This is a genomic window from Butyricimonas sp. BSD2780061689_150309_C8 (assembly GCF_015560935.1).
Classification (GTDB): domain Bacteria; phylum Bacteroidota; class Bacteroidia; order Bacteroidales; family Marinifilaceae; genus Butyricimonas; species Butyricimonas paravirosa.
Map to the genome: position 1 here is coordinate 25,653 of NZ_JADMSV010000005.1, position 21,228 is coordinate 46,880.

Annotated in this window: 14 protein-coding genes, 2 tRNA genes and 1 pseudogene; 5 read left to right on the forward strand and 12 right to left on the reverse strand. The window is 42.2% G+C overall.

The genetic code is table 11. The features are described 5' to 3' along the window. Positions 1–105: 105 nt before the first annotated feature. Positions 106–4,542 (reverse strand): translocation/assembly module TamB domain-containing protein, encoded by a 4,437-nt coding sequence (locus I2I33_RS06535; protein ID WP_195666774.1) that lies wholly within the window; start codon positions 4,540–4,542, stop codon positions 106–108. A gap of 237 nt (positions 4,543–4,779) precedes the next feature. Here I2I33_RS06535 and tsaD point away from each other — a divergent pair, with 237 nt between their 5' ends. The 3 genes from tsaD to I2I33_RS06550 are packed head-to-tail and all read left to right on the forward strand — an operon-like array spanning position 4,780 to position 7,394. Then, entirely contained in the window at positions 4,780–5,808 is a 1,029-nt protein-coding gene (tsaD, locus tag I2I33_RS06540; protein WP_087422491.1) for a tRNA (adenosine(37)-N6)-threonylcarbamoyltransferase complex transferase subunit TsaD, read from the forward strand. A 24-nt stretch (positions 5,809–5,832) separates the two neighbouring features. Continuing rightward, positions 5,833–6,762 carry an NAD(P)-dependent oxidoreductase gene (locus I2I33_RS06545; RefSeq protein WP_087422492.1) on the forward strand — a complete coding sequence of 310 codons (930 nt, stop codon included), beginning with the start codon at positions 5,833–5,835 and terminating at the stop codon, positions 6,760–6,762. Next, complete coding sequence (locus tag I2I33_RS06550) at positions 6,762–7,394, forward strand: SagB/ThcOx family dehydrogenase (protein WP_087422493.1); 633 nt, start codon at positions 6,762–6,764, stop codon at positions 7,392–7,394. The genes I2I33_RS06545 and I2I33_RS06550 overlap by 1 nt, the downstream gene beginning before the upstream one ends. 48 nt (positions 7,395–7,442) lie before the next feature. Here I2I33_RS06550 and I2I33_RS06555 read toward each other — a convergent pair whose 3' ends face one another. Further along, positions 7,443–8,018: a DNA-3-methyladenine glycosylase I gene (locus I2I33_RS06555; protein WP_087422494.1), complete on the reverse strand. Its 576-nt coding sequence runs from the start codon at positions 8,016–8,018 to the stop codon at positions 7,443–7,445. Between the two features lie 228 nt (positions 8,019–8,246). On the opposite strand from I2I33_RS06555, the gene I2I33_RS06560 reads away from it, so the two are divergent. Next, positions 8,247–8,328, forward strand: a tRNA-Tyr gene (locus tag I2I33_RS06560). A gap of 7 nt (positions 8,329–8,335) precedes the next feature. Beyond that, positions 8,336–8,408 (forward strand) — tRNA-Gly (locus I2I33_RS06565). 739 nt (positions 8,409–9,147) lie between these two features. On the opposite strand, the gene I2I33_RS06570 is transcribed toward I2I33_RS06565, so the two are convergent. From I2I33_RS06570 to I2I33_RS06620, 10 genes and pseudogenes are all read right to left on the reverse strand, one after another. Further along, positions 9,148–10,227, reverse strand: coding sequence for a DUF4925 domain-containing protein (locus tag I2I33_RS06570; RefSeq protein WP_162613870.1), 1,080 nt, complete (start codon positions 10,225–10,227; stop codon positions 9,148–9,150). Positions 10,228–10,255: 28 nt separating this feature from the next. Beyond that, positions 10,256–10,768: a hypothetical protein gene (locus I2I33_RS06575; RefSeq protein WP_140402624.1), complete on the reverse strand. Its 513-nt coding sequence runs from the start codon at positions 10,766–10,768 to the stop codon at positions 10,256–10,258. A gap of 84 nt (positions 10,769–10,852) precedes the next feature. Then, positions 10,853–11,953: a thioredoxin family protein gene (locus tag I2I33_RS06580; RefSeq protein ID WP_087422497.1), complete on the reverse strand. Its 1,101-nt coding sequence runs from the start codon at positions 11,951–11,953 to the stop codon at positions 10,853–10,855. Between the two features lie 33 nt (positions 11,954–11,986). Next, positions 11,987–13,414 (reverse strand): ABC transporter permease, encoded by a 1,428-nt coding sequence (locus I2I33_RS06585; protein ID WP_087422498.1) that lies wholly within the window; start codon positions 13,412–13,414, stop codon positions 11,987–11,989. Continuing rightward, a complete protein-coding gene (locus I2I33_RS06590) occupies positions 13,411–14,535 on the reverse strand; it encodes an ABC transporter permease (RefSeq protein WP_087422499.1) in 1,125 nt (374 codons plus the stop codon). Before I2I33_RS06590 ends, I2I33_RS06585 begins: the two co-directional genes overlap by 4 nt. A gap of 4 nt (positions 14,536–14,539) precedes the next feature. Then, positions 14,540–16,192 (reverse strand): annotated as a pseudogene (locus I2I33_RS20535) (ABC transporter ATP-binding protein). A 14-nt stretch (positions 16,193–16,206) separates the two neighbouring features. Continuing rightward, positions 16,207–17,109: an HlyD family secretion protein gene (locus tag I2I33_RS06605; RefSeq protein ID WP_087421858.1), complete on the reverse strand. Its 903-nt coding sequence runs from the start codon at positions 17,107–17,109 to the stop codon at positions 16,207–16,209. A gap of 51 nt (positions 17,110–17,160) precedes the next feature. Continuing rightward, positions 17,161–18,510: a TolC family protein gene (locus tag I2I33_RS06610; RefSeq protein WP_229128218.1), complete on the reverse strand. Its 1,350-nt coding sequence runs from the start codon at positions 18,508–18,510 to the stop codon at positions 17,161–17,163. A gap of 152 nt (positions 18,511–18,662) precedes the next feature. Continuing rightward, positions 18,663–19,670, reverse strand: a complete 1,008-nt coding sequence (locus I2I33_RS06615; protein ID WP_140402606.1) for a hypothetical protein — start codon at positions 19,668–19,670, stop codon at positions 18,663–18,665. A 4-nt stretch (positions 19,671–19,674) separates the two neighbouring features. Continuing rightward, the gene (locus I2I33_RS06620; RefSeq protein WP_162613836.1) at positions 19,675–21,219 is read right to left on the reverse strand and encodes a RagB/SusD family nutrient uptake outer membrane protein; all 1,545 of its coding nucleotides are present in this window, start codon (positions 21,217–21,219) and stop codon (positions 19,675–19,677) included. Between the last annotated feature and the right edge of the window lie 9 nt (positions 21,220–21,228).

Below are 21,228 nucleotides of genomic sequence, written 5' to 3' on the forward strand. Positions count from 1 at the left end.
AGTTAGGTTCGACGTTTTCACGTAACGAGTACAATTTGATGAAAAAAAATTGAAAAAACAATGACAAAGAATAGAAAATTGAAAATTGGAAGTTAAAAATGGAAACTACTGCTTAGTATCAGCGGATTGCACGGGAACTGTCGGTTGTTTTTTCCGTTTAAAAATAGCCAGATATTTACGGAATAATTCCCGGAAGGTATCGAACGTCTCCTGATAAGAGACACCGACGCCTTGTACGGTTTCGGTTGCATTATAGGTAATCTTCTCATCGGTATGCGAATAGGCCTTTAGATGTAATGTACCTTGGCGATTCAATTTCACATCCACGTCAAAATCACCCGTGATCGACGTGTTGGAATTAGTCTTTGCTTTCTCCATCATGTTACCATTGGCAGAAATCGTCACCCGGTTATTCCAGATCTGGGTCGACAGGGCCAACTCGAACTCGTTTGTCGTCACCTGATCACCCGGACGGTAAGAAAAACCAATATCAAAATTATTACTGATCTGCGATAACCAACGGGATAGTTGATTTGACAGCAACTCACTCGCCGTCGTCACCCCCATCTGGTAGCCCGTGTTCCGTTCTTCCAGCTCGGCATCCTTATCAACATAATCCGGAGTATAGAACTTGTTCAATATCAACAAAGAAAACATCTGTTTATTAATCTCATCCTGACTGGAAAAAAAGCTCTGCATCAGACTTCGCATCTGCACGTCAAGAGAAGGGAAATTAATACCGAACTGCACGTTCGGGTTCATCAGATTCTCCCCCAACTTCAATTCGCACTCAACAGGCACTTTCGTTGTCTTATCCACCGTTGTCGTGGTTCCAGCAAGCAAATCACTCAAAGAAGTACGTAAATTATATATAGCGCTCACGTCGATTGTGGCATCATACGGCGAGCCATTCCACCTGATACTTCCCCCGGGGTTCAGCACGAACTTCTTATTAATCAAATTACTCAACGTGAACAAGTAATCCCCCTTTTCAATCTTATATTCCCCGAACATATCCAACTCGTTATCTTTCCCCAAACCGAAACGCAGATTACCACTTCCCACCGTTTTCAAAATATCCCCGATCGTGGGGTCAAAAATAATCTGAACCTCCAGATTATTATTGATCTCGATATTAGCATTCAAATCAAAATTGGAAACCAGTGAAGAGCGCTCTTCATCCGGACGCCGCCCCTCATCTGCCTGACGATTATTTATAAAATGTAGGAAACTCCCGTCTTCCTCTGTCAACGCGGAGGTTAACGGGATGTAAAGTACGGAATGTGCCTCCGGTTTCAAATTTACGGATAAAGCTCCATCGCCGGACAAATTATTCATCCGGGTCTGTCCCGTGATATACAGTTGCCCGTAAAACGCATCATTCTGGTTCGCCTTGGTATTCAACACCCGGAAATTATTAAATTTAAGCAACACATCGTATAAATTCGAATTCAGATCGTAATACCCCGAACAAACAGACGCGTGCCCCTTGGCATCATATATCTTGAAATTATCCAACACGACCCGATTATTTTTCACGGGTAAACGCTCATCGACTTTAAAAGCCGTGTTCAACCCGGCTACCGTAAGCGCCACGGAATCCATTTCCAAAAAACCGTCAATTGAAGCTTTTTGTGTTGTTCCCTTCATAACCAGATTACCCGAGATCGTACCCTCACCACCTTTCAACATATCGGGGAAATAACCGGCCAAATAATTTACCTCGATCTGGGAAAGTTCCAGATTCACGTTCAAACTATCCGTTGAAGGCTTATAATACCCGAATACTCCTATCGGGGTTCTCTCCTTCATCCGGTTAACCATACTTATCTCCAAAGCACTATTCGATGCATCCCAACGAGAATTCAAATCCAGTACCCCTAATGTATCCCGGTTAACTCCCCACTGATCCACATTCACGTTGGCATATATCAAATTATCATTATACAAATCTTGAATTCTCACTTCACCATTCACCTGACCGAAAAGTTGTAATTTATTATCAAAAAGGATCTTGTTAAACTCGGTCAAACTGAAATCATGAAATTCCAAAGAAAGAACATCACGAGGATTATCCGTCACTCGTCCCCATAAACGAAAACGCTGTTCACCCCGGCTGATTTCAAAGTTATTCACGAAAATATCATTGTCCTCCTTCAAGATCATGGATCGTGCCACGTGCCATGTACTATCCGCCATAACAAACGTACTCGGATGAATAAACACCTGGGTTAAATGGCGGTCCCTGTATTTCAACAAACGCAAGTTAGCAGCAAACGACCCACTATAACTCTCCCTCTCCCAATTACACCAAGTCAGACGCTCGCTCACGTTATTCGTGTTTACCTCTATCACGTTTCGCACGTTATACAACTTCCCGAAATTCATATATTTCAATTCATCAGCAGAATACGTACAGTGCAAGTTTATCCCGTCCCCATTCAGTTTCATCCGAGAATCACGTAATTTAAAATCACCATAGGAAATTGTATCTGCCACTAAAGACAACTCTACCTGACGATCGGCATAATGATACTCACAGGCCAAATTCCCACCCCGGGACAATTTCAGTTGCGGGTAAGCCACCTTCAAAAAAGGATTAATGTCATTTAAATGCACATCCAGCATCAGGCTCGTCCCCTCCGGCAAAGCCCTGTCAACGGCGTACTTATAGTCGGGCAAATAACTTACTAAAAAACTATTCCATAAATCCGTCACTTTCAAGGAATGGAAAAAACCTTCCATCGTCACGTCCACCACATCCGACTGCAATTGAGTGAAACTATACTCGCCCAGTATAGTCGTGGAGAATTTCAAGGAATCGGTACTCCACGTCCCCCTGCTGTTCTCGTATGTCACCCCCGGCACCAGCAATTCTACCCAACGATTATCTTCACTTTGTTTCAAACTACCGCTAAAATCAAATTCAATAGACTCTCTCTCCCCAAAAACAGAGGGAGCCCACGAATCCCACCGACGCACGTTCACATAGCCTTCAGTCTTTGCCAAGCTCAACGTGTCGCCCATGATATAATCCAAAAGAACATCAGCCTGCAAACTATCATTTTTCACGGAAGAAAGTAGATACAAGTGTTCTCCTTCCGTTCCCAACGTCAAGCGAATATCCCGAATTTCCTTATCATATAGCTGTAAACGACGTACATTACTCGACAAATTAAATCGAGAAGTTGAATCCCCCAACACCCCATCAAACTTCCCGAAAAATGACCCTCTACCCAAAAAGGATTGTTCCGTGAGAAATCCGAATTGCACCTGTCCTAAACCGAACCAACCATCGTAACGAATATCCCCGATACTGTCCATCACGCAATTAAAAAGCACACTTCCCACCATTCCGGGAGTCGTGGTACGAGCCTTAACAGCAAAATCCTCAATCTTTCCCTGAAAATTCCCGTCGAAAGTAAAGACATCATATTTATGCAAGATTTCCGGTATTTTCACGTAATGACTTCTAAGCCAAGGCATATAAATCGCCTCCAATTCCGGAGGAGACACCCTCGTATCCGTGAAATCGATATTGAAATCCGTTTCGAAAAAAGCAGGTAACCCATGCGATGCAAATGAACCATGTAGCACGCTTTTATCACCCATATAAATCTCTAAATCACGCCCTTCCAGATTATTTATCGTGTTAAAAACAACCCCGCTACCGAAAACGGTATTATGCATCCCCAATAACTTCCCGTTAAAATACGACAGATCATCAAAACTTACCCTAGAATCGGTAAACACGTAACGCTGTTGCATCCTCGTGGTAAAATTACGCCAGTAATCGTGTTCCGGAACCCAGTTATACTCCAATGTATCCAGGTAAACCTTACTCCGTTCCGTCTGTATAAACGTATTTGTTATCAACAAATTATCATCACTCGCCACGACGTCCCCCCCCATATTGGTCACCTCGAAACCGGACTTTTCCCTGAAACGAAGTCCCGCAACTTTAGCCCGATATTGTTTGTTCGAAAAATCAATACCTGAAATACGCACGTTCAGATTCTGACACTCAACGTCTGTCCAGTTAATCCCGTAATCTGTCGGTTCATAATCGCTCTCGATATACCGGAAACGACAATCTTTCAATATTACCTGAGTCAGATTCACGTTCCACCCCGAAGAGGTTTGAGGCACGGAATCGACCCTGGAAGATGAAAAAGAATTAATGAGCTGTTCCACATTTGTAAGACTCTCACCCCCATCTTGCCTACGTTCGATCCATAAATTAAACTTGGCTTTTTCGAAAGCAGCTTCCGTAATCGTGAAACGTCTTTTCACGAAACTCACGGAATCCACCTTCATCACCAGCCGCTCGCAAAACACAAGCGTATCTTGACGACAATCCCGAACAAACACATCATTTAGAATCAATGACTCTATCGGGCGAAATTCCACTCGTCCGATAGAAATCGTAGTTCCCGTCCGTTCCTCTAAAATACGGGTAAAATAATCCACTAACCTCGTCTGTACAAACGGGGTCATTAAAGCCATGTATGCTGCAAAGGCCAAAAAGACCAATCCTATCACACACCGAGATAATATGGAGATTATTTTTTTTATGCTGTCATTATTTTAGTTTGCACGCAAATTTATTAATATTGCAGGACATTTCATCTTAATAATTGAAAATTAAGAAAAATGTAAAACGAATTAATTTCGTGATGATCGATTTAATGATTCAGTGATTAATAATCACTAAATCTAAAATCACCAAATCATGAAATATGCAATCTAAAATTTAAAATCTAAAATCAAGAAATTAAAATGGGCATTGTAATTCTCGGTATTGAATCTTCTTGCGACGACACCTCGGCCGCTATACTAAAAGACGGGGTTGTACTATCGAATATTATTGCCAGTCAAAAGGTTCACGAGGCCTACGGGGGAGTCGTACCAGAATTAGCATCCCGGGCACACCAGCAAAACATTATCCCGGTGGTAGCGCAAGCTTTAAAACAAGCCAGCGTCTCAGAAGATGAAGTAAATGCAGTGGCCTTTACCAGAGGTCCCGGATTACTGGGCTCCCTCCTTGTGGGAACGTCCTTTGCCAAAGGATTCGCTATTGCCAAACAAATACCCATGATCGAGGTGAACCATTTACAGGCTCACATCCTAGCGAACTTTATCAAAGAACCGGGGGTGGAATCCCGTCACCCGAAATTCCCGTTCCTAACCCTACTCGTGTCCGGGGGAAACTCGCAGATTATTATCGTACGGGATTACCTGGACATGGAAGTTATCGGGCAGACCATTGATGACGCAGCGGGAGAAGCCTATGACAAATGTGCCAAGGTAATGGGACTCTCCTATCCCGGAGGTCCGGTAATCGACCGTTTGGCAAAAGAAGGTAACCCGGAAAGATTCACGTTCAACAAACCGAATATCCCCGGATTGGATTATAGTTTTAGCGGGCTGAAAACCTCGTTCCTGTACTTTATCCGGGATGAAATCAAAAACGACCCGGATTTCATACAACATAACCTCAACGATCTTTGTGCCTCACTGCAAAAAACGATCGTTGACATTCTCATGGCCAAATTGAAAAAAGCCGCTAAACAAACCGGGATCAAACAAATCGCCATTGGAGGCGGGGTATCAGCCAACTCCGGGTTACAAAAAGCCGTGTATGACGAAGGCGCCCGCCTCGGTTGGGAAGTTTTCATCCCCCGCTTGGGTTTCTCGCTGGATAACGCGGGGATGGTTGCCGTTACGGGATATTACAAATACCTGGCATCACAGTTTATCGGCTTGGAAGCCCCGGCAGATGCCCGCATGAGTTTGAGAAAAGTTTAGAGTTTAAAGTTTAAAATTAAAAATATGAAAGTTCTAGTTACTTACAACATTCCCCGCGAATCATTCGCCAAACTGGGAAAAGAACACACGATCACAATGCCGGAAGGCGAGTATTTCACCACGGAAGAATTAATCAAACTTGTTCCGGATTACGACGTTATTCTAGGCATCTTCACCCGCTCTATCGATAATGCGGTTATCGAGGCCGGGAAAAAGTTAAAAGTAATTAGCAATTTCGGTGTCGGTTACAACAACATCGACATCAAATTCGCCCGTTCCAAAGGAATCGCTGTTTGTAACACCCCGAAAGCCGTATGTTTCCCGACAGCAGAAATGGCCATGGGCCTCATGCTGAGTGCAGCTCGCCGAATTACCGAATGTGACCGCCGCATCCGGGGTGAAAAAGAAAGCATGTGGGGCGTTATGAAAAATCTCGGTTTCACGCTGGAAGGGCGCACGTTGGGAATTATCGGCATGGGGAATATCGGCAAAACAGTGGCTAAACTGGCAGAAGCATTCCGAATGAATGTTATTTACTACAATCGCCGGAGTACAGTAGAAGGATACGAGAAAGTCGATCTTGACACGTTACTGAAAAGATCAGACTTCGTCTCCATTCATACCCCACTGACAGATGAAACCCGCCACATGATCGGGAAACGGGAAATTGAATTGATGAAACCGACAGCTATTCTGGTAAATACTGCTCGCGGGGCAGTCATTAACGAGAAGGAACTAGCCATCTGTTTACAAAATAAAACGATCGCCGGGGCCGCCTTGGACGTGTTCGAGGATGAACCCCATGTTACTGAAATGCTCTACGGCTTGGATAACGTAATCCTTGCCCCTCACAACGCTACAGGCACTATCGACACGCGCATTGCCACCGGGCAGGAAGCTGTTGATAACATCCTGAACTTCTTTAATGGTACACCCACTAATGTTGTAAATTAATGAAAACAATTATCACAATGCTGGTACTAACAGTATTAGGCGGCGCAGTCAGCGCCCAGAACATCAAATTACCCGCCCCGAAAAAGAGCGGGGGGAAAGCACTCATGGACTGTTTGAACGAACGGCAAACAGACCGTAATTTCGACTCGAAACAACTATCCTTACAAGACCTTTCCGACCTAGTGTGGGCAGCAAACGGTATAAACCGTCCGGAAAGCGGCAAACGAACAGTTCCCACCGCCACGAACTGGCAAGAAATGGTGCTTTACGTGGCCACGGCAGATGGAATCTATCGCTATAACGCAGAGAAACACGAACTGGAACTCGTGAAGAAAGGAGATTTCCGTAAAGAATGTGGTCCACAACCTTTCATGGGCGTCGCTCCCGTGTGTTTTATCTACACGGCCGACCATAACAAGGAAGGGCGAATCACGAACCCGGAACACCAGAAAGAATACTCTTACCACCATGCCGGCTACATGGCACAATCCGTTTATTTGGCATGTGCAGCAAAAGATATGGCAACCGTGGTCATCGGTTCCGTGGATAAGGAAGAATTAGCCAAAGTCATCGGACTCCCGGCAAAACACATCGTTATCTACACGCAACCCGTGGGATACAAAAAGAAATGATTAAAACCGCCTTCGGGCGGTTTTCTTTTTTCCCTCTTAAAAAAAATATTATTTATCCCTCCGGCAAATACAATCTGCCAAATGATCGTTAATGAACCCCGCTGCCTGCAAATGGGCGTAGCAAATCGTGGTCCCGAAGAATTTAAAACCCCGCTTTTTCATGTCCTTACTCATGGCATCAGATTCAGGAGAAGACGCCGGAATCTCGCTTAAAGACCGAACGATATTGACAATCGGCTTCCTGTTGGAAAAAAACGACAGCGTGTAGTCATAAAAACTACCGAATTCCTTTTGAATATCAATAAATAGTCTTGCATTCGTAATTGTTGATTTGATTTTTAGACGATTTTTCACGATACTATCAAACTGCATCAACCGTTCAACATCTTCATCCGTCATTCGTGCTACCCGCTCGACATCAAAATCACAAAAGGCTTTGCGGTATCCCTCCCGTTTCCTAAGAATAGTTATCCAACTCAATCCGGCTTGAGCGCTCTCCAACACTAGAAACTCGAATAATTTCTTGTCGTCGGTCACCAATTTTCCCCACTCTTGATCATGGTATTTTACATACAGTTCGTCCGTTCCGCACCAACCGCAGCGTCCGTTTATTAAATCTTGCATAATTATAATATTTATAACACATTACAAATGTAGTTATTATTTCATCCATACATACAATTATCAAACGTAAGAATACTATTTACGCCATAAACTCCGTCAAACAACCCTCTGAACTCCTTTACATTATTAAAGAAATTAAATATCGACACGCAAAAAATCACCAAAAACTATTGCGCCAAAACCAAAAAGCTGTATATTTGCACCCGAAATAATTGTTCTTTGAACAAAGGGGAGATACCAAAGTGGCCAACTGGGGCTGACTGTAACTCAGCTGACATCGTCTTCGTAGGTTCGAATCCTGCTCTCCCCACTTATTCGCGGAAATAGCTCAGTCGATAGAGCACTAGCCTTCCAAGCTGGGGGTCGCGGGTTTGAGTCCCGTTTTCCGCTCTCATTTTAAAGCACTTACGAAAGGAAGTGCTTTTTTCATTTCTGGCCATTTTCATGGTTTTTACCCCCTCATGTAAGCAATGATGTAAGCAAAATACCCCCCCATGTAAACCAAGATGTAAACCAAATCATTATCCGGCCCCCCATGTAAGCATTAAAATAAAAGAAGTAATGGTAATCCTACCGAGAATTAAGAGAGAAGGTTCCTCTTTTTCGAAACTGATTCAGAGCTTACTCGTGGCTCATGCAGCCCGGATAGAATAAACTCCACTTAAGCTCTGAATAAGCAACGAACGAGAGGTAGTTTCTCGATTACTTCACGGTTAGATTACGCCTAGTTCTCTACATAAACTGGAAGGCTGAACAAAATAAATTCAGGCATGGTTCAATTTTCATCGAAACAACAACGCTTCTTGATCAAGTTGTATTAATCGGTTACATCTAATTTAAATCATGCAAATGCCAATCTTCTCTTCTCTAATCATATCATAAGGGGCTGTGCCAGTTTGAACACAGCCCCTTTTACTAAATTGATGACGAGCTAAATCTAAGTAAGTTTTTTCAAAACTAACCACAATCGCGGAACCAGTAAAAACTTGTTACACCTATTCACTTTGTAAATCAGCATCTTGCATCTGAGTATTTTCTAGACACCTTCATCATTCTTTAAAGAAGAAACAGGAAAAAAGAAGTACCCTAAAAATCATATCAAATCCTTACAGGCACTTCATTGAATTTATCAATTATTCTCAACAACAAAATTCAATCCTACGTTCATACTTTCCGTTTTTTCCAAAGCCTCCGGCAAGTTGGTCATAATTTCCTTTAGCGAAATATATATGGAATCACTTACGGGTATCAGTGTATCCTCTGAAATCAAGGTTCCCGCCAATTTTATAAAAGGGATCAATTGTTTAAAGAACTCTTCATTCAAATACATATACAAAGCATCTTGTGTCGCTTCAGTTCCTTCGGACAACTCGAAATGACAGGGGATTCCATTTATCAAAAGTTGCTGAAGAAGAACAACATCGATTGTTCCACCTGTTTCCATTTGACGCATAATCATTTCCAAGTTCGGGTAAACGCAACAAACATCATCCTTTACACGATAATGAGCCTGATTCAGATTCGATGTTTTCCAACTATCCTGTGTTTCGGCTCCATTCTCGCCTTGTTTCGACGCATTATATGTAGCAATAATATTTCCATCTTCCATGAATGTCACATCCTTCAAATATTTCGGCAACAATTTTTTCAATGTCGGTAGAGCAAACGTTACAATATTTTTTGTGGTCAACCTAAGGCCCAGAGGTTTCCCTTCTACATTCCTTATTTGTGCCAACTGAACAGATTTACCATCAACAGTCATCCACGTCATGGCCATCGAGTTCTCTTTATTTAACAACCACTTACCGATTAAATCATTATTAAACTTTGCATTTACCTCCAATACTAATTTTCCATTCTCCACGCCACCCACGAAATCTATCGTACGACTATCATTTTCATCTTTTGTCGTAAATTTATAACCAGCATCATCCGAAATTAATTCAACATCCGAAAGAACAGTCTCCATTTCCCCCGGGATAACCCCATTCAATTTTAAAGTCGCTTTTACTCCATCTGCCGTATGAAATTCGACCGTCTTCCCCAAAAATTCGGAATTACTGTATTTCAAGTCTAACACGTTACCTGTACTAGCATTTGCATAAATCCCGTTCAAACTTTTTGGATTCATTCCATCATTGTCATCGCTACAAGCAAAAAAGGATGCAACACTGCACAATGCCATCAAAAATAAAAATACATTTTTCATTTTAGTATAATTTATAATTCCAAAAATGTTAACTTTTCGCCCCATCAAATACAATTTTCACCCCCAATAATTTAGGTATTATATAAACGGTTCCATCCAAATGAATATCGGTACCTTCTATTTTTCCCTCGTGTTCATAAGATAGAGAACCTTTTGTCCCCAATGACACTTTACCTTCGCCTTCCAAAACAAATGCTTCTCCCTCCTGACTTACCCGACAGGAAGAAGGGGTTAATTCCATCCCTTTCATCGGCATTTTGAAATCAATCAATTCAATCGTTAACTCTTTATTCTTATTTTCTTTTATTTCCAATTTACAAGGTATTGGCCCGTCTGGAATCGGACTTTTTCCCGTGGAATCCGGTTTCACCATTTTCTTTAGATTTTCCGGAATCTGGAGTTCTGCCTGACCTTCATAAATACCCGGTACTTTAGAAATATCATCCACCTTCTTATCTCCACAACTGCGACAAGAAACCATCGTGTTGATCACAAAAGTAATCATCAAACAAACGCTACAAAAAAACAAAATTCTTTTCATACTAAATTTCTTATATTAGTTTCAACAATAACTTGATTCATACGCTCAAATCCAAATTTATTTTCATGAATAAAAAAGAGCAAATCAATTAAATTTCTCAAAGTAAGGATCTAACCTTTTCAGAATGCTAGGAGAATTAGCAAAATATCCCTGAATTCTCGTTTTCAATGCTAAAATTCGCTTGCTATCCACTTTCCCCTCTTTCACATTCACAAAATCCAAAGTCGACAACATAACCCATAAATCGTAATTCCATTTAGGAACCAACTGCTTGTCCAACCCAAACTCAAGACAAGAAACAATCTGTTTGGAATCCTCTGCAACACAAGCACCAAGCAATTTCAATTTATTCTGTAACCGTGCATCCGGCACCCAATCCATAGAGGACCATTCTTTTGAAATTTGATTAAACAAATTTTTCATCGCTTTTTTATCGGCACCACCCTTCCGTTCGAATTCATTATCAAGAACTTTATGAAAATTTTTCAATAAATAATCATGTATTTTCTCTTCCCCTACATTTCTCTTAAATTCAGAATAGTGAGTAGTGACAAAATTAAACCCAGAAGATCCATAAGGTTGTCCTTCCGTCAAAAACCAGTAATCCGCTTGCAATCGGTCATGATCATCCAGCTTCCCTTTCAATACCTCCAATACCACTTTACTCTTTTCTTTTTCACCCGCACAAAGAAGGACCCAGTAATAATCCAACAATTGCCTTTTATTCATCGTCCCTTTTTCATACTGTTTATTTAGAAAATCAAGAGAAGTCTCCTCGTGTAGCCCTCTCTCGACCCAGCCAAGGAAAGAATTTAATGATCCGGCACCTCCGACTTTATGTTGTATACTTCCATCAGGACGTATAATAAAAAACGTTGGAAAACTCTTCACGTTAAATTGTTTTGCCAGTTCTATCCCTTCCCCCTTTTCCATATCATATTTGATATTCACGAAACGAGGATTGAAAAAATCACCGGCTTCCTTTTGGACAAAAACGGTATTCAACATTTTCTTGCAAGGCCCGCACCACGAGGTATAGCAATCCATGAACACGAGCTTATTTTCGGCTTTTGCTTTTGCTAAAGCCTCTTTAAAAGTTAAATCCTCAAATTTCACTCCTTCCTGAGCGTTCGTTACGACTCCTGTAAACATCATAACAAACAACAATAACCTAAATTTCATCATATCACACTTTATTATACATACAACATTCAAACATTATCTAGCTTTTCGAAAATTCCAAATGGCCCAAGTATTAAATACCACGATAAACACACCCAACGCCCCGATCTGAGGTAACACATGTCTCAACTCGCTACCGTAAGCAAAAAAAAGCCGCATCACTTCAATATAATAGCGCAAAGGATTTATATCCGCAATAACCCTGGCCCAACCCGGCATACTATCTATCGGGGTCCACATCCCACACAATAAACAGATGATCAACAAAAAGAAAAAGCAAAGTAACATCGCCTGTTGCTGATTCCGACAGGCCGTAGAAATCAACACACCGAACCCGACCATTGAGACTAGGAAAAGAAAAGAAACCAGATAAATGCTCCAGTAACTACTCTGTGGAACAATCCCATACATCACCCGCACAATAATCAACCCGAGGGTCAAAATCGCCATCCCGATCACCCATGAAGGTATAATTTTCGAAAAGATAAAAGCGCCTCGTTTAACCGGGCTCACGTTCATTTGCTCGATAGTACCACTCTCTTTCTCCGTCACGATATTCAACGCTGCCAATACCGTTCCGATAATACATACCAATATCGCCAAAAGAGAAGGAATCTGGTATAAACTAGATTCTCCATCCGGATTATAACGATGATTCACGATCATGTTAACTTGCTCAAACTCTCGATTCGCAGGCTTTTCCATAAACGGAACACTTACATCCGACACGCCCGAATTCATCATAACCCGGGGAACAACGATTTCCTCATTCGTTTCCCATTGATTCATTTTTGATAATTTTCGGAAAGACCCGGATTCTTTCGCCTGTAATGACACTATTGATCCCTCCTCCTGCCTCTTTACCTGATTAGACATCTCCTCGTGTGCTTGGGCCGTTCGAACTTGAGATTCCGCCTTTTCTTTAAATCGCTTTATCATTTCAGCTTGGGCCTCGGCCTCTACCCGGGCTAACACTTCCTCCTGTGATTCTATCCGAAAACCCGGTTGGAAACCAAAACCATCTGCATACTCCCCAATATACTGTCCCAGAATTTGCAAAAAATAAAATGATGAGAGTCCTGCTGTTACCCCATTCACGGCATCAATTTCCAACATAATGGGAGCCTCAACCCGCTCCATGATATTCTTTTCAAACCCTTTCGGGATTTCAAGAATCCCGGAAGTCTTACTTCTCTCCAAGACCTCCAGCCCTTCCTCGTAAGTATCCACGTAAGCCCCAATAGCAAATTGTTTCGAACTCGTCAGTTTTCGCAGGAAATTAGAGGAAGTTGTCGTCCGGTCATGATCCACCACGCTCAACGAAATTCGTGACGTACGCACTTTAGCCGCCGGCGGAAGAATAAACAACAGGATCACCGTGATTAAAAACAATATCAATAATATCGTCTTATCTCTGAATATCTGGATAAACTCCTTTTGTAATAAAAATCCTAGTATCCTCATGATAAGCGGTTTTTAAAACATTTAATACTAATAGCAATTAAAACCACGGTAATCACGACCAAACCGCACAATTCCGGATAAACGGCCTCCATTCCCAAACCTTTGATCATGATATTCCTCGCAGAGGAGATAAACAAGGTCACCGGCATGGCATGAACAATCACCTTCATCCCCATGGACAATGAATCCAAGGGAAAAATAAAACCGGATAATGTAATTGCCGGTAACATCAACCCTGCAATCGAAATAATTATCGCACTCCGTTGTGTTTTTGTCAGGACCGAAACCATGATTCCCAGCGCCAATGATGATAACGTGAAAATCGTACCGACAAAAAATAGTAAAAAGATATTTCCAGCCACGGGAACTTTTAACACGAAGACCGAAATCAACAAAATAACCACGATATTAATCATTCCGATGAGCAAATAAGGCATTAGTTTCGCCAAGATAATCACAGGTGGCCGTACAGGAGATACTAGTAACACTTCCATCGTTCCCGATTCCTTTTCTTTCACGATTGCCAGAGAGGCCATCATCGAACAAACCAACATCAACACGATACCGATCACACCCGGCACAAAATGAAAAGCACTATTTAGCCGGGGATTATAACGCATCTTCACCTCCGGAATAATCTGGATCGGTAATTCACGCCCCGCATTTATTTTTTGCTGGTACGTCAACAAGGTTGCCAGAATATAAGACTCCAACGTCGATGCATTAATCTGTAAACTAGCATCCATGATAACTTGCATATTTCCCTTTCCCGTTCTTTTAATCTCCCTCTCGAAACCGGGCATAAACACGAGTACCAGTGACAACTTTCCGGACTTAAACAATTCATCCACTTCCTGCATGGATGACACATATTCCACAATCTTAAAAGTAGAACTTGCATCAATCTCCGACACGATTTGCCTGCTCATCCGATCATTTGACATATCCAGCACAGCTGTTGGCATTTCCGTCAAACTGCTATTCAAAGCAAAACCGAATATCAATAATTGCGAGATAGGCAAAACCACCAGGACCAACAAGGTCTTCCTATCCCGTAGAATATGAAAAAATTCTTTTCGAGTGAAAGCCAAAAACTGATCTATAAACGTTTTCAATTTCATACCATCACTCCTTTCTTTGGGCTTTCCGAGCCAATAAATAAAAAACCTCCTGCATCCCCGGAACCTCGTACTGTTGCTTCAATGCCGAGGGTGAAGCCAATGCTTGAATCCGTCCATCCACCATGATCGACACCCGATCACAATACTCGGCTTCATCCATGTAATGCGTAGTCACGAAAACAGTAATACCTTCCGCAGCAGCCTGATATATCAACTCCCAAAACATCCTTCGCACGGCCGGGTCCACCCCTCCGGTCGGTTCATCCAAAAACACGATCTGAGGCTTGTGGAAGGTAGCCACGGAAAAAGCCAAACGCTGTTTCACCCCTTGTGGCAACAAACGTACAAGCGTATTCCGCTCGGACAAAAGCCCCAAGTATGCCAAAACGTCATCCATCTTGTTTAGAATCTCGGAACGCCGCATCCCGTAAATACCGCCATACAAACGTATATTTTCCTTTACCGTCAGACTTTCATACAACGAAAACTTCTGACTCATGTAACCGATCCGGCTCTTTATCTTTTCTGACTCCCGGAGGATATCGAACCCGACCACTCTTCCCGTTCCGAAAGTAGGTTTACTCAACCCGCACAACATACGCATAGCCGTCGTTTTCCCCGCCCCATTCGCACCTAAAAAGCCAAATATTTCCCCACGTTCCACGTAAAAACTGATATGATCTACTGCCGTGAAATTCCCGAATTTCTTTGCCAACCGTTCCACTTCAATAACCCGTTCCATCACTAATATCATTCGTTAACATCATAAAATAATCTTCTATCCCGGTTTTGATATCACGCCATTCCACGTCGGCATATCCAGCCTCTTTCAAAGATAACGTGAATTCCTCCACAGGAAAATCGTTCTCCTCAAAGGTCGTGTGCAGGGAATCACCAAACGTGAAACAAGAATAAACACCCGGTGTTTTCCGAATATCTTTCAACAAACGGTACATATCTCTTGCTCTAAAAGCAACTAACTTTTTGTCGTGTTTCCCGATCAATCGATTCGGCGTATCAACATCCAGTAAACCACCATGAAAAATCAACCCGATCCGGTCACACAAACGAGCCTCGTCCATGTAAGGAGTTGACACGAAAACGGATATTCCGTCCTTGCTCAACCTCTTCAACACGTCCCAAAACTCTTTACGGGAGATTGGATCCACCCCTGTTGTCGGCTCATCCAAGAACAACACCCTGGGTTTATGAATCAAGGCACAACACAACCCTAGTTTCTGTTTCATTCCCCCGGACAAAGCTCCGGCCTTTCGATTCTTAAAAGGAGCCAATTGTTCGTATATATCCTTCACCTGGTCATAATTAGCCTGTATCGTAGTGTCGAACACACTGGCAAAAAAGCGTAAATTCTCCTCTACCGACAAATCCTGATACAAAGAAAACTTTCCCGGCATATACCCCACGATATTTCTCACTTCCCGGTATTGATTGATCACATCATATCCCCCGACTGTAGCCTTCCCTCCGGTAGGCAGAAGAAGGGTTGTCAAAATTCGAAATAACGTGCTTTTCCCTGCCCCATCCGGACCAATCAACCCGAAAATTTCCCCCTCTTCCACTTCTAGAGAGATATTTTTCAAGGCAACAATCTCTTTAAGTACCTGACGGTACTTCATATTTATATCTTCCGCTACAATCATATCTTCTGAATTACAATGCGTTAAATTTCACGTCCGCATACATCCCCACACGCAAAACACCATCATTTTCCACGTGAATTTTCACGGCGTATACCAGATTATCTCGCTCGTCCTGAGTATGTACAGTCTTGGGTACAAACTCCGCATCCGAGGCAATCCACGAAATCTTTCCCTGGTATTCCCGTTCTTCCCCTCCACCCAGTTGGGCAAACACCTGCACGGCATCCCCAACTTTCAGGCGGTTTGCCTGACTACCCTCTACATAAACCTGAAGATACATATTTTTCATGTCTCCAATCTTGTAAAGAGCCTTCACGGGAGCGGTAAGCTCTTTCTCTTCCGTATACTTCGCTAAAACGACACCGGATATAGGATTCATAATAATGCAACGACGAATCTGATCACTCACCTGATCCACCTTCAAAGCAATAGCTGCACTTTCTGCCTTGGCACTTGCGATCATCACTTCTGCTTGGTGAGTTTGTCCGGCTAAAGCGGAACGCCCTTCATCCACCATTGCTTTCACATCATCATACTGCTTTTGCGTTGCTGCCTTTCCAGCCAACAAGCGTTCCACCCGAGCCAACTCCTTTTCCCCTTTCTCCAATTTTAAACGATAAACTTCCAGCACCTTATCCAAATCCGGAATTCGTTCATTCACGGCTACAGCCGCTTGTTGCGCCTGCACTTTCAACCAATGTAACTGCATCGTGTCAATCACCCCCACCACTTTCCCCGCCTCAACATAGTCCCCTTCCATAATATCCAGACGCTCCACTCTTCCACTGATTTCTGACGAAACAACGATCTCCCTCGTTTCGAACATTCCCGAAACTAGACGTTCTTCAGTCTTATCTTTACAACCAACTCCTAAACAAACTAAAACAACAATACTTAAAACCTTATTTTTCATCACTCAAATACTTTAAACTTTATCAATTCGCTTGAATTATGACTTTGTGAACTACAAGCCTAACGTTATTTTTTTCGAATAAATCATCATTTTCAACTCAACCTCACGTAGTAATTTCTCCTGTTGGGCAATCAACGCTTGATTCACATCAGTAATCAACTCCGAAATAGTATATACTCCATTAGCATACTTAACCTCTGATGCTTGCCGGATAGCCTCACGTAAATCGACCACCCGTTCGTCACTCTCCACCATTTCTCGTAACTTCCTAATTTCGGAATCCTGCATCAGGGCCTCCATTCTCGTGTTAAAAATAAAACTCTCCTGCTCAACCCTCACGCTCTCTTGCTGTATTTGTTTCAGCTTTCGATCATTCTTCAATGTATTCAATTTTCCAAAATTCCAGCTTAACATCACCCCCCCAATAAAATAAGGCTTGAAATCCCGATCAAAAGTATTCAGTCCTGATTTCCCGTAACCACCCGTGGCAAACAGACCTAACTTCGGCATATTCTCAGCATTCTGCATCTTTAAATCTGCCTCCAAGCGCTTGATCTTACTATCCAGATATTTCAACTCCGGCCGCTTGATTTCACCTTTTTCCAATTCTACTTCCAAGGGCATCTGTAATCTCGTCTCTTTGGATAATGGTCGGCGAATCAACATGGACAATACCCCTAGACAAGCCTCACGCTTAGCCTCCAATTCCATCCGTAACTGTCTGTACTTGATTCGTTCGACTTCTATCACATCCAAATCCGTTTCATAAACGACACCCTCTTTCAAAGCAACTTCTGCCCGAACGCGTAAACTATCCAAAATCTCGTCCGCCCGGTCTAATTGCTTTTCTTTCCCCTCTATCATTAATAAACCGAAATACAATTCTTTTACCTTATCCTTAATCTCGTATAACTGGGCGTCCAACCCCGCATGCATCATGTCGATTTCTCTTTTGGCTGCCTCTTTCCCCGCTTTCACCCTTCCCCCGGTCCACAAAGCCTGCTTCAACGACAACGACATATTATATCGATCCCGATCACTCACCGGTATCGACATTTCGGGAATGGACACCGGAATATTCACCGGCCCGTTTAGATCCATACTGATATTCACCTTTTCCGGCATTTTCAAATCCAATTCCATCCTCTCCGACTGCCACGAGGCTACTCCCGACAAACCGAACTCCGGCCGATAAACCCGGGCAATATTCGATAAGGTATACTCCTTGGCTTTCTCCAACAGATCGTGTTGTTTAATTGCCGGGTAATTCTCCATAGCCCATTGCTGACACTCCTCGATCGAGATACTTTTCTCTCGCAGGCTGTCTTTAACGACTTCCTGCCCTCGAAGCGAAACGCTCAACAACACGATACACACAAAAGGGAACATCCTCTTTCTCATAAGTTTCATTCTATTCATGTACACTTCACTTAAATTTTAATCTAGAACGAACATCTAGTAAAAATTGGGTACAGGAACTATACTATTTTCTAAAAAAAATCCCCACTTGGCAAACAGCCTCATGAGGATTTATCATATTATGGAATTATCTGTTATCCTTTAATAAACTGGATCAAACCACTTTTTTTCAACAATTCCACCAAAGCCTCGTAGCGTTTAATAAGTAGTTCATACTCACCATTCTCCACTCGAATTTCGGCATCTGTCTTCGTGTAAATCATGTTTATGAAAGAAGATAAATCTTCTAGGAAAGTAGGAAAATACACGCTATATTTATCATATTTCTTATAAAGTAATACGCCATATTTCCGAGGTTCATTCAAATCGAAATCGTATCCTTTCAATCCGGTCACGTAATTATACGATTTATTGATTTTTGCTATTTCAAAAAGATCATAATTATACCCCTCCAAATCCGGATTCTCTTTTGTCATGTCAAAATATGCACTAATTTCATCCGGATAAGAATTTTGGAAATAACGTAACAGCTCATATATCGCCAGATTCCATCCATATTTCACCTTTTCCGCCTCTGTCATCTCGCTCACGGAAATAAACTTATTCGTTCCCCTAGTACATGTATACCGGGTACTTAACACCAACACACCTAAATCTAAATAGAGAGAATCAGCCTTTTTTCCGCTTCCCGTAAGTAAGGTATCTACAAATAGAAAGGCAAGCGGTCCGTACTTTCCTTGATCAAGAGAAACACGCTCCTTCGAAAAATAAGGTTCCAACACATATTCATCAAGCAATTCCACCATTTGCCGTAACCTATTTTCATCTCGTTCTATAGAATAAACAGGGGCCGTCGTTCTATTCGTAAATATATACCCAGGTTTAAAAACCTCATAATACGTGTAAGGATTTCCCCCCTTATCATACCGAGTTTGAGACCCGATCGTATCACTATAAAAAATCGGGAATCCGGTTCGATCATAAACCTCATATATCAGGCGATCCAGCTCGCTAGCATTAGGATCATATTCTATAACATACCAGTTTTTTTCCATGTGTGAAGGAAACGCTTCATCATTATCTCCACAAGAACAAAACAACATCAAGGCTAAAAAACCTTCCAATAATATATTTATTTTCATCACATTATTCATAAAAAAGACAACTTTCTCTATCATTATTCACTATACTACCTTCCGTTTGTTCAATCTCCTGCGTCGGTATCGGCAACACCCATCCACCATCCGGATAATCCGGCAACTGATAATATCCCCTGTACACACCGGGTGTACTCTTATCCCCGTACGCGTAATCATAAACTACATGTTTGATGCTCTTCGTCTCCGGAAATTTGGAAGATACGGCATAACGTCTCAAATCAAACCATCGTTGTCCTTCAAAACAAAATTCCCGACGACGTTCCTTCCGAATTAACCGGATCAAGCTTTCTCCCGATTCCGTAATCGGTGCCAGATCAACAATCCGTTTTTTCATTAGTTTTTCCAATACATTGCGAGCCTCACCCTCACGGCCTGTCATCGCCAAAGCTTCCGCCAAATTCAAGTAAGCCTCTGACAACCGGAACGTAAAATTATCCGAAACGAACGAAAATTCCTCACTCGGCATACTGGCCCTCACCTTACGAGGAATATAAATCGTAAATCCCTCCACATCAATCGTATCTACCGATAACATCCACCGCTTATCTTTATTTTCATCAAATATTTGATGCAATTCATCAGAAATTCGGTACCCCGATATTCCATCTGGAGAATTCGCATACTCTCCTTTAAAAACAAAATTTGTGGAATGACTTCCTTGCGAGAAAATAATCTCGGGAGAATTCGCATCGATCCAACCGGTATCTTTCGTTACAGTCAAATCCTTCAATTGATATTTTTCCCGTGCAAGAACAGATTCACATAACGCCGGAACGGAATCCCATTGCCCCATATAACAATACACGCGACTCAGGAACAACTGGGCAGCACTCTTCGTGGCTCGCCGTACGGTTTTTGGTTCATAACCATCCAAATAATGAATAGCCTGTTTCAAATCCCGCACGATCTGGTGGTACACGCTATCCACAGGGCTTCGCTTGTAATCAATATCCTCTACGTATGGTGTCAACTTCAACGGGACACCCAAATCAGTGGCCGCGGAGATCGGATCATAAGGTTTCGCGTAAATATTCACTAACAAATAATAATACGTGGCCCTTAAAAAATGACTCTGTCCGCGTATGATATTGCGATCCTCTTCTGTATCATGAGTAAACTCTTCCACTTTGTCCAAAATCACATTCGTCACCGCAATATGTTTATATAGACGTCCCCAAGTCGGGTCATTAAAAAGAACTCCTGCCTCATTAAAAGGATCCTTCTCCCATATATAGAAAGGATTCAGCTTATAACGGGAATTGGTCTCCGTATAATTGCCTAGCACGACCTCCTCTATATCATCATCCATCACGTGCAACCAAGGGAAATAAGGTCCGCTAGCCGTTTTTATCGTAAATTTCGCATTTTCGTATACAACTCGATGCTCCATATAGCCGCTCCCCACCAATAATTCATTTAAATCACTACAAGAAGTTGCGTACGTATTCTCTTTCGAATCTTCCTCCAAGAAATCACTACATCCGGTTAGTCCCCAGAGACACATCCAAACTAAAAAATATACTTTTTTCATACACTTCAT

Excerpts from the sequence above, each read along its gene's own strand:
- tsaD (WP_087422491.1), top strand. The coding sequence starts at position 4,780 with ATGGGCATTGTAATTCTCGGTATTGAATCTTCTTGCGACGACACCTCG.
- I2I33_RS06545 (WP_087422492.1), top strand. The coding sequence starts at position 5,833 with ATGAAAGTTCTAGTTACTTACAACATTCCCCGCGAATCATTCGCCAAA.
- I2I33_RS06550 (WP_087422493.1), top strand. The coding sequence starts at position 6,762 with ATGAAAACAATTATCACAATGCTGGTACTAACAGTATTAGGCGGCGCA.
- I2I33_RS06555 (WP_087422494.1), bottom strand. The coding sequence starts at position 8,018 with ATGCAAGATTTAATAAACGGACGCTGCGGTTGGTGCGGAACGGACGAA.
- I2I33_RS06570 (WP_162613870.1), bottom strand. The coding sequence starts at position 10,227 with ATGAAAAATGTATTTTTATTTTTGATGGCATTGTGCAGTGTTGCATCC.
- I2I33_RS06575 (WP_140402624.1), bottom strand. The coding sequence starts at position 10,768 with ATGAAAAGAATTTTGTTTTTTTGTAGCGTTTGTTTGATGATTACTTTT.
- I2I33_RS06580 (WP_087422497.1), bottom strand. The coding sequence starts at position 11,953 with ATGATGAAATTTAGGTTATTGTTGTTTGTTATGATGTTTACAGGAGTC.
- I2I33_RS06585 (WP_087422498.1), bottom strand. The coding sequence starts at position 13,414 with ATGAGGATACTAGGATTTTTATTACAAAAGGAGTTTATCCAGATATTC.
- I2I33_RS06590 (WP_087422499.1), bottom strand. The coding sequence starts at position 14,535 with ATGAAATTGAAAACGTTTATAGATCAGTTTTTGGCTTTCACTCGAAAA.
- I2I33_RS06605 (WP_087421858.1), bottom strand. The coding sequence starts at position 17,109 with ATGAAAAATAAGGTTTTAAGTATTGTTGTTTTAGTTTGTTTAGGAGTT.
- I2I33_RS06610 (WP_229128218.1), bottom strand. The coding sequence starts at position 18,510 with ATGAGAAAGAGGATGTTCCCTTTTGTGTGTATCGTGTTGTTGAGCGTT.
- I2I33_RS06615 (WP_140402606.1), bottom strand. The coding sequence starts at position 19,670 with ATGAAAATAAATATATTATTGGAAGGTTTTTTAGCCTTGATGTTGTTT.
- I2I33_RS06620 (WP_162613836.1), bottom strand. The coding sequence starts at position 21,219 with ATGAAAAAAGTATATTTTTTAGTTTGGATGTGTCTCTGGGGACTAACC.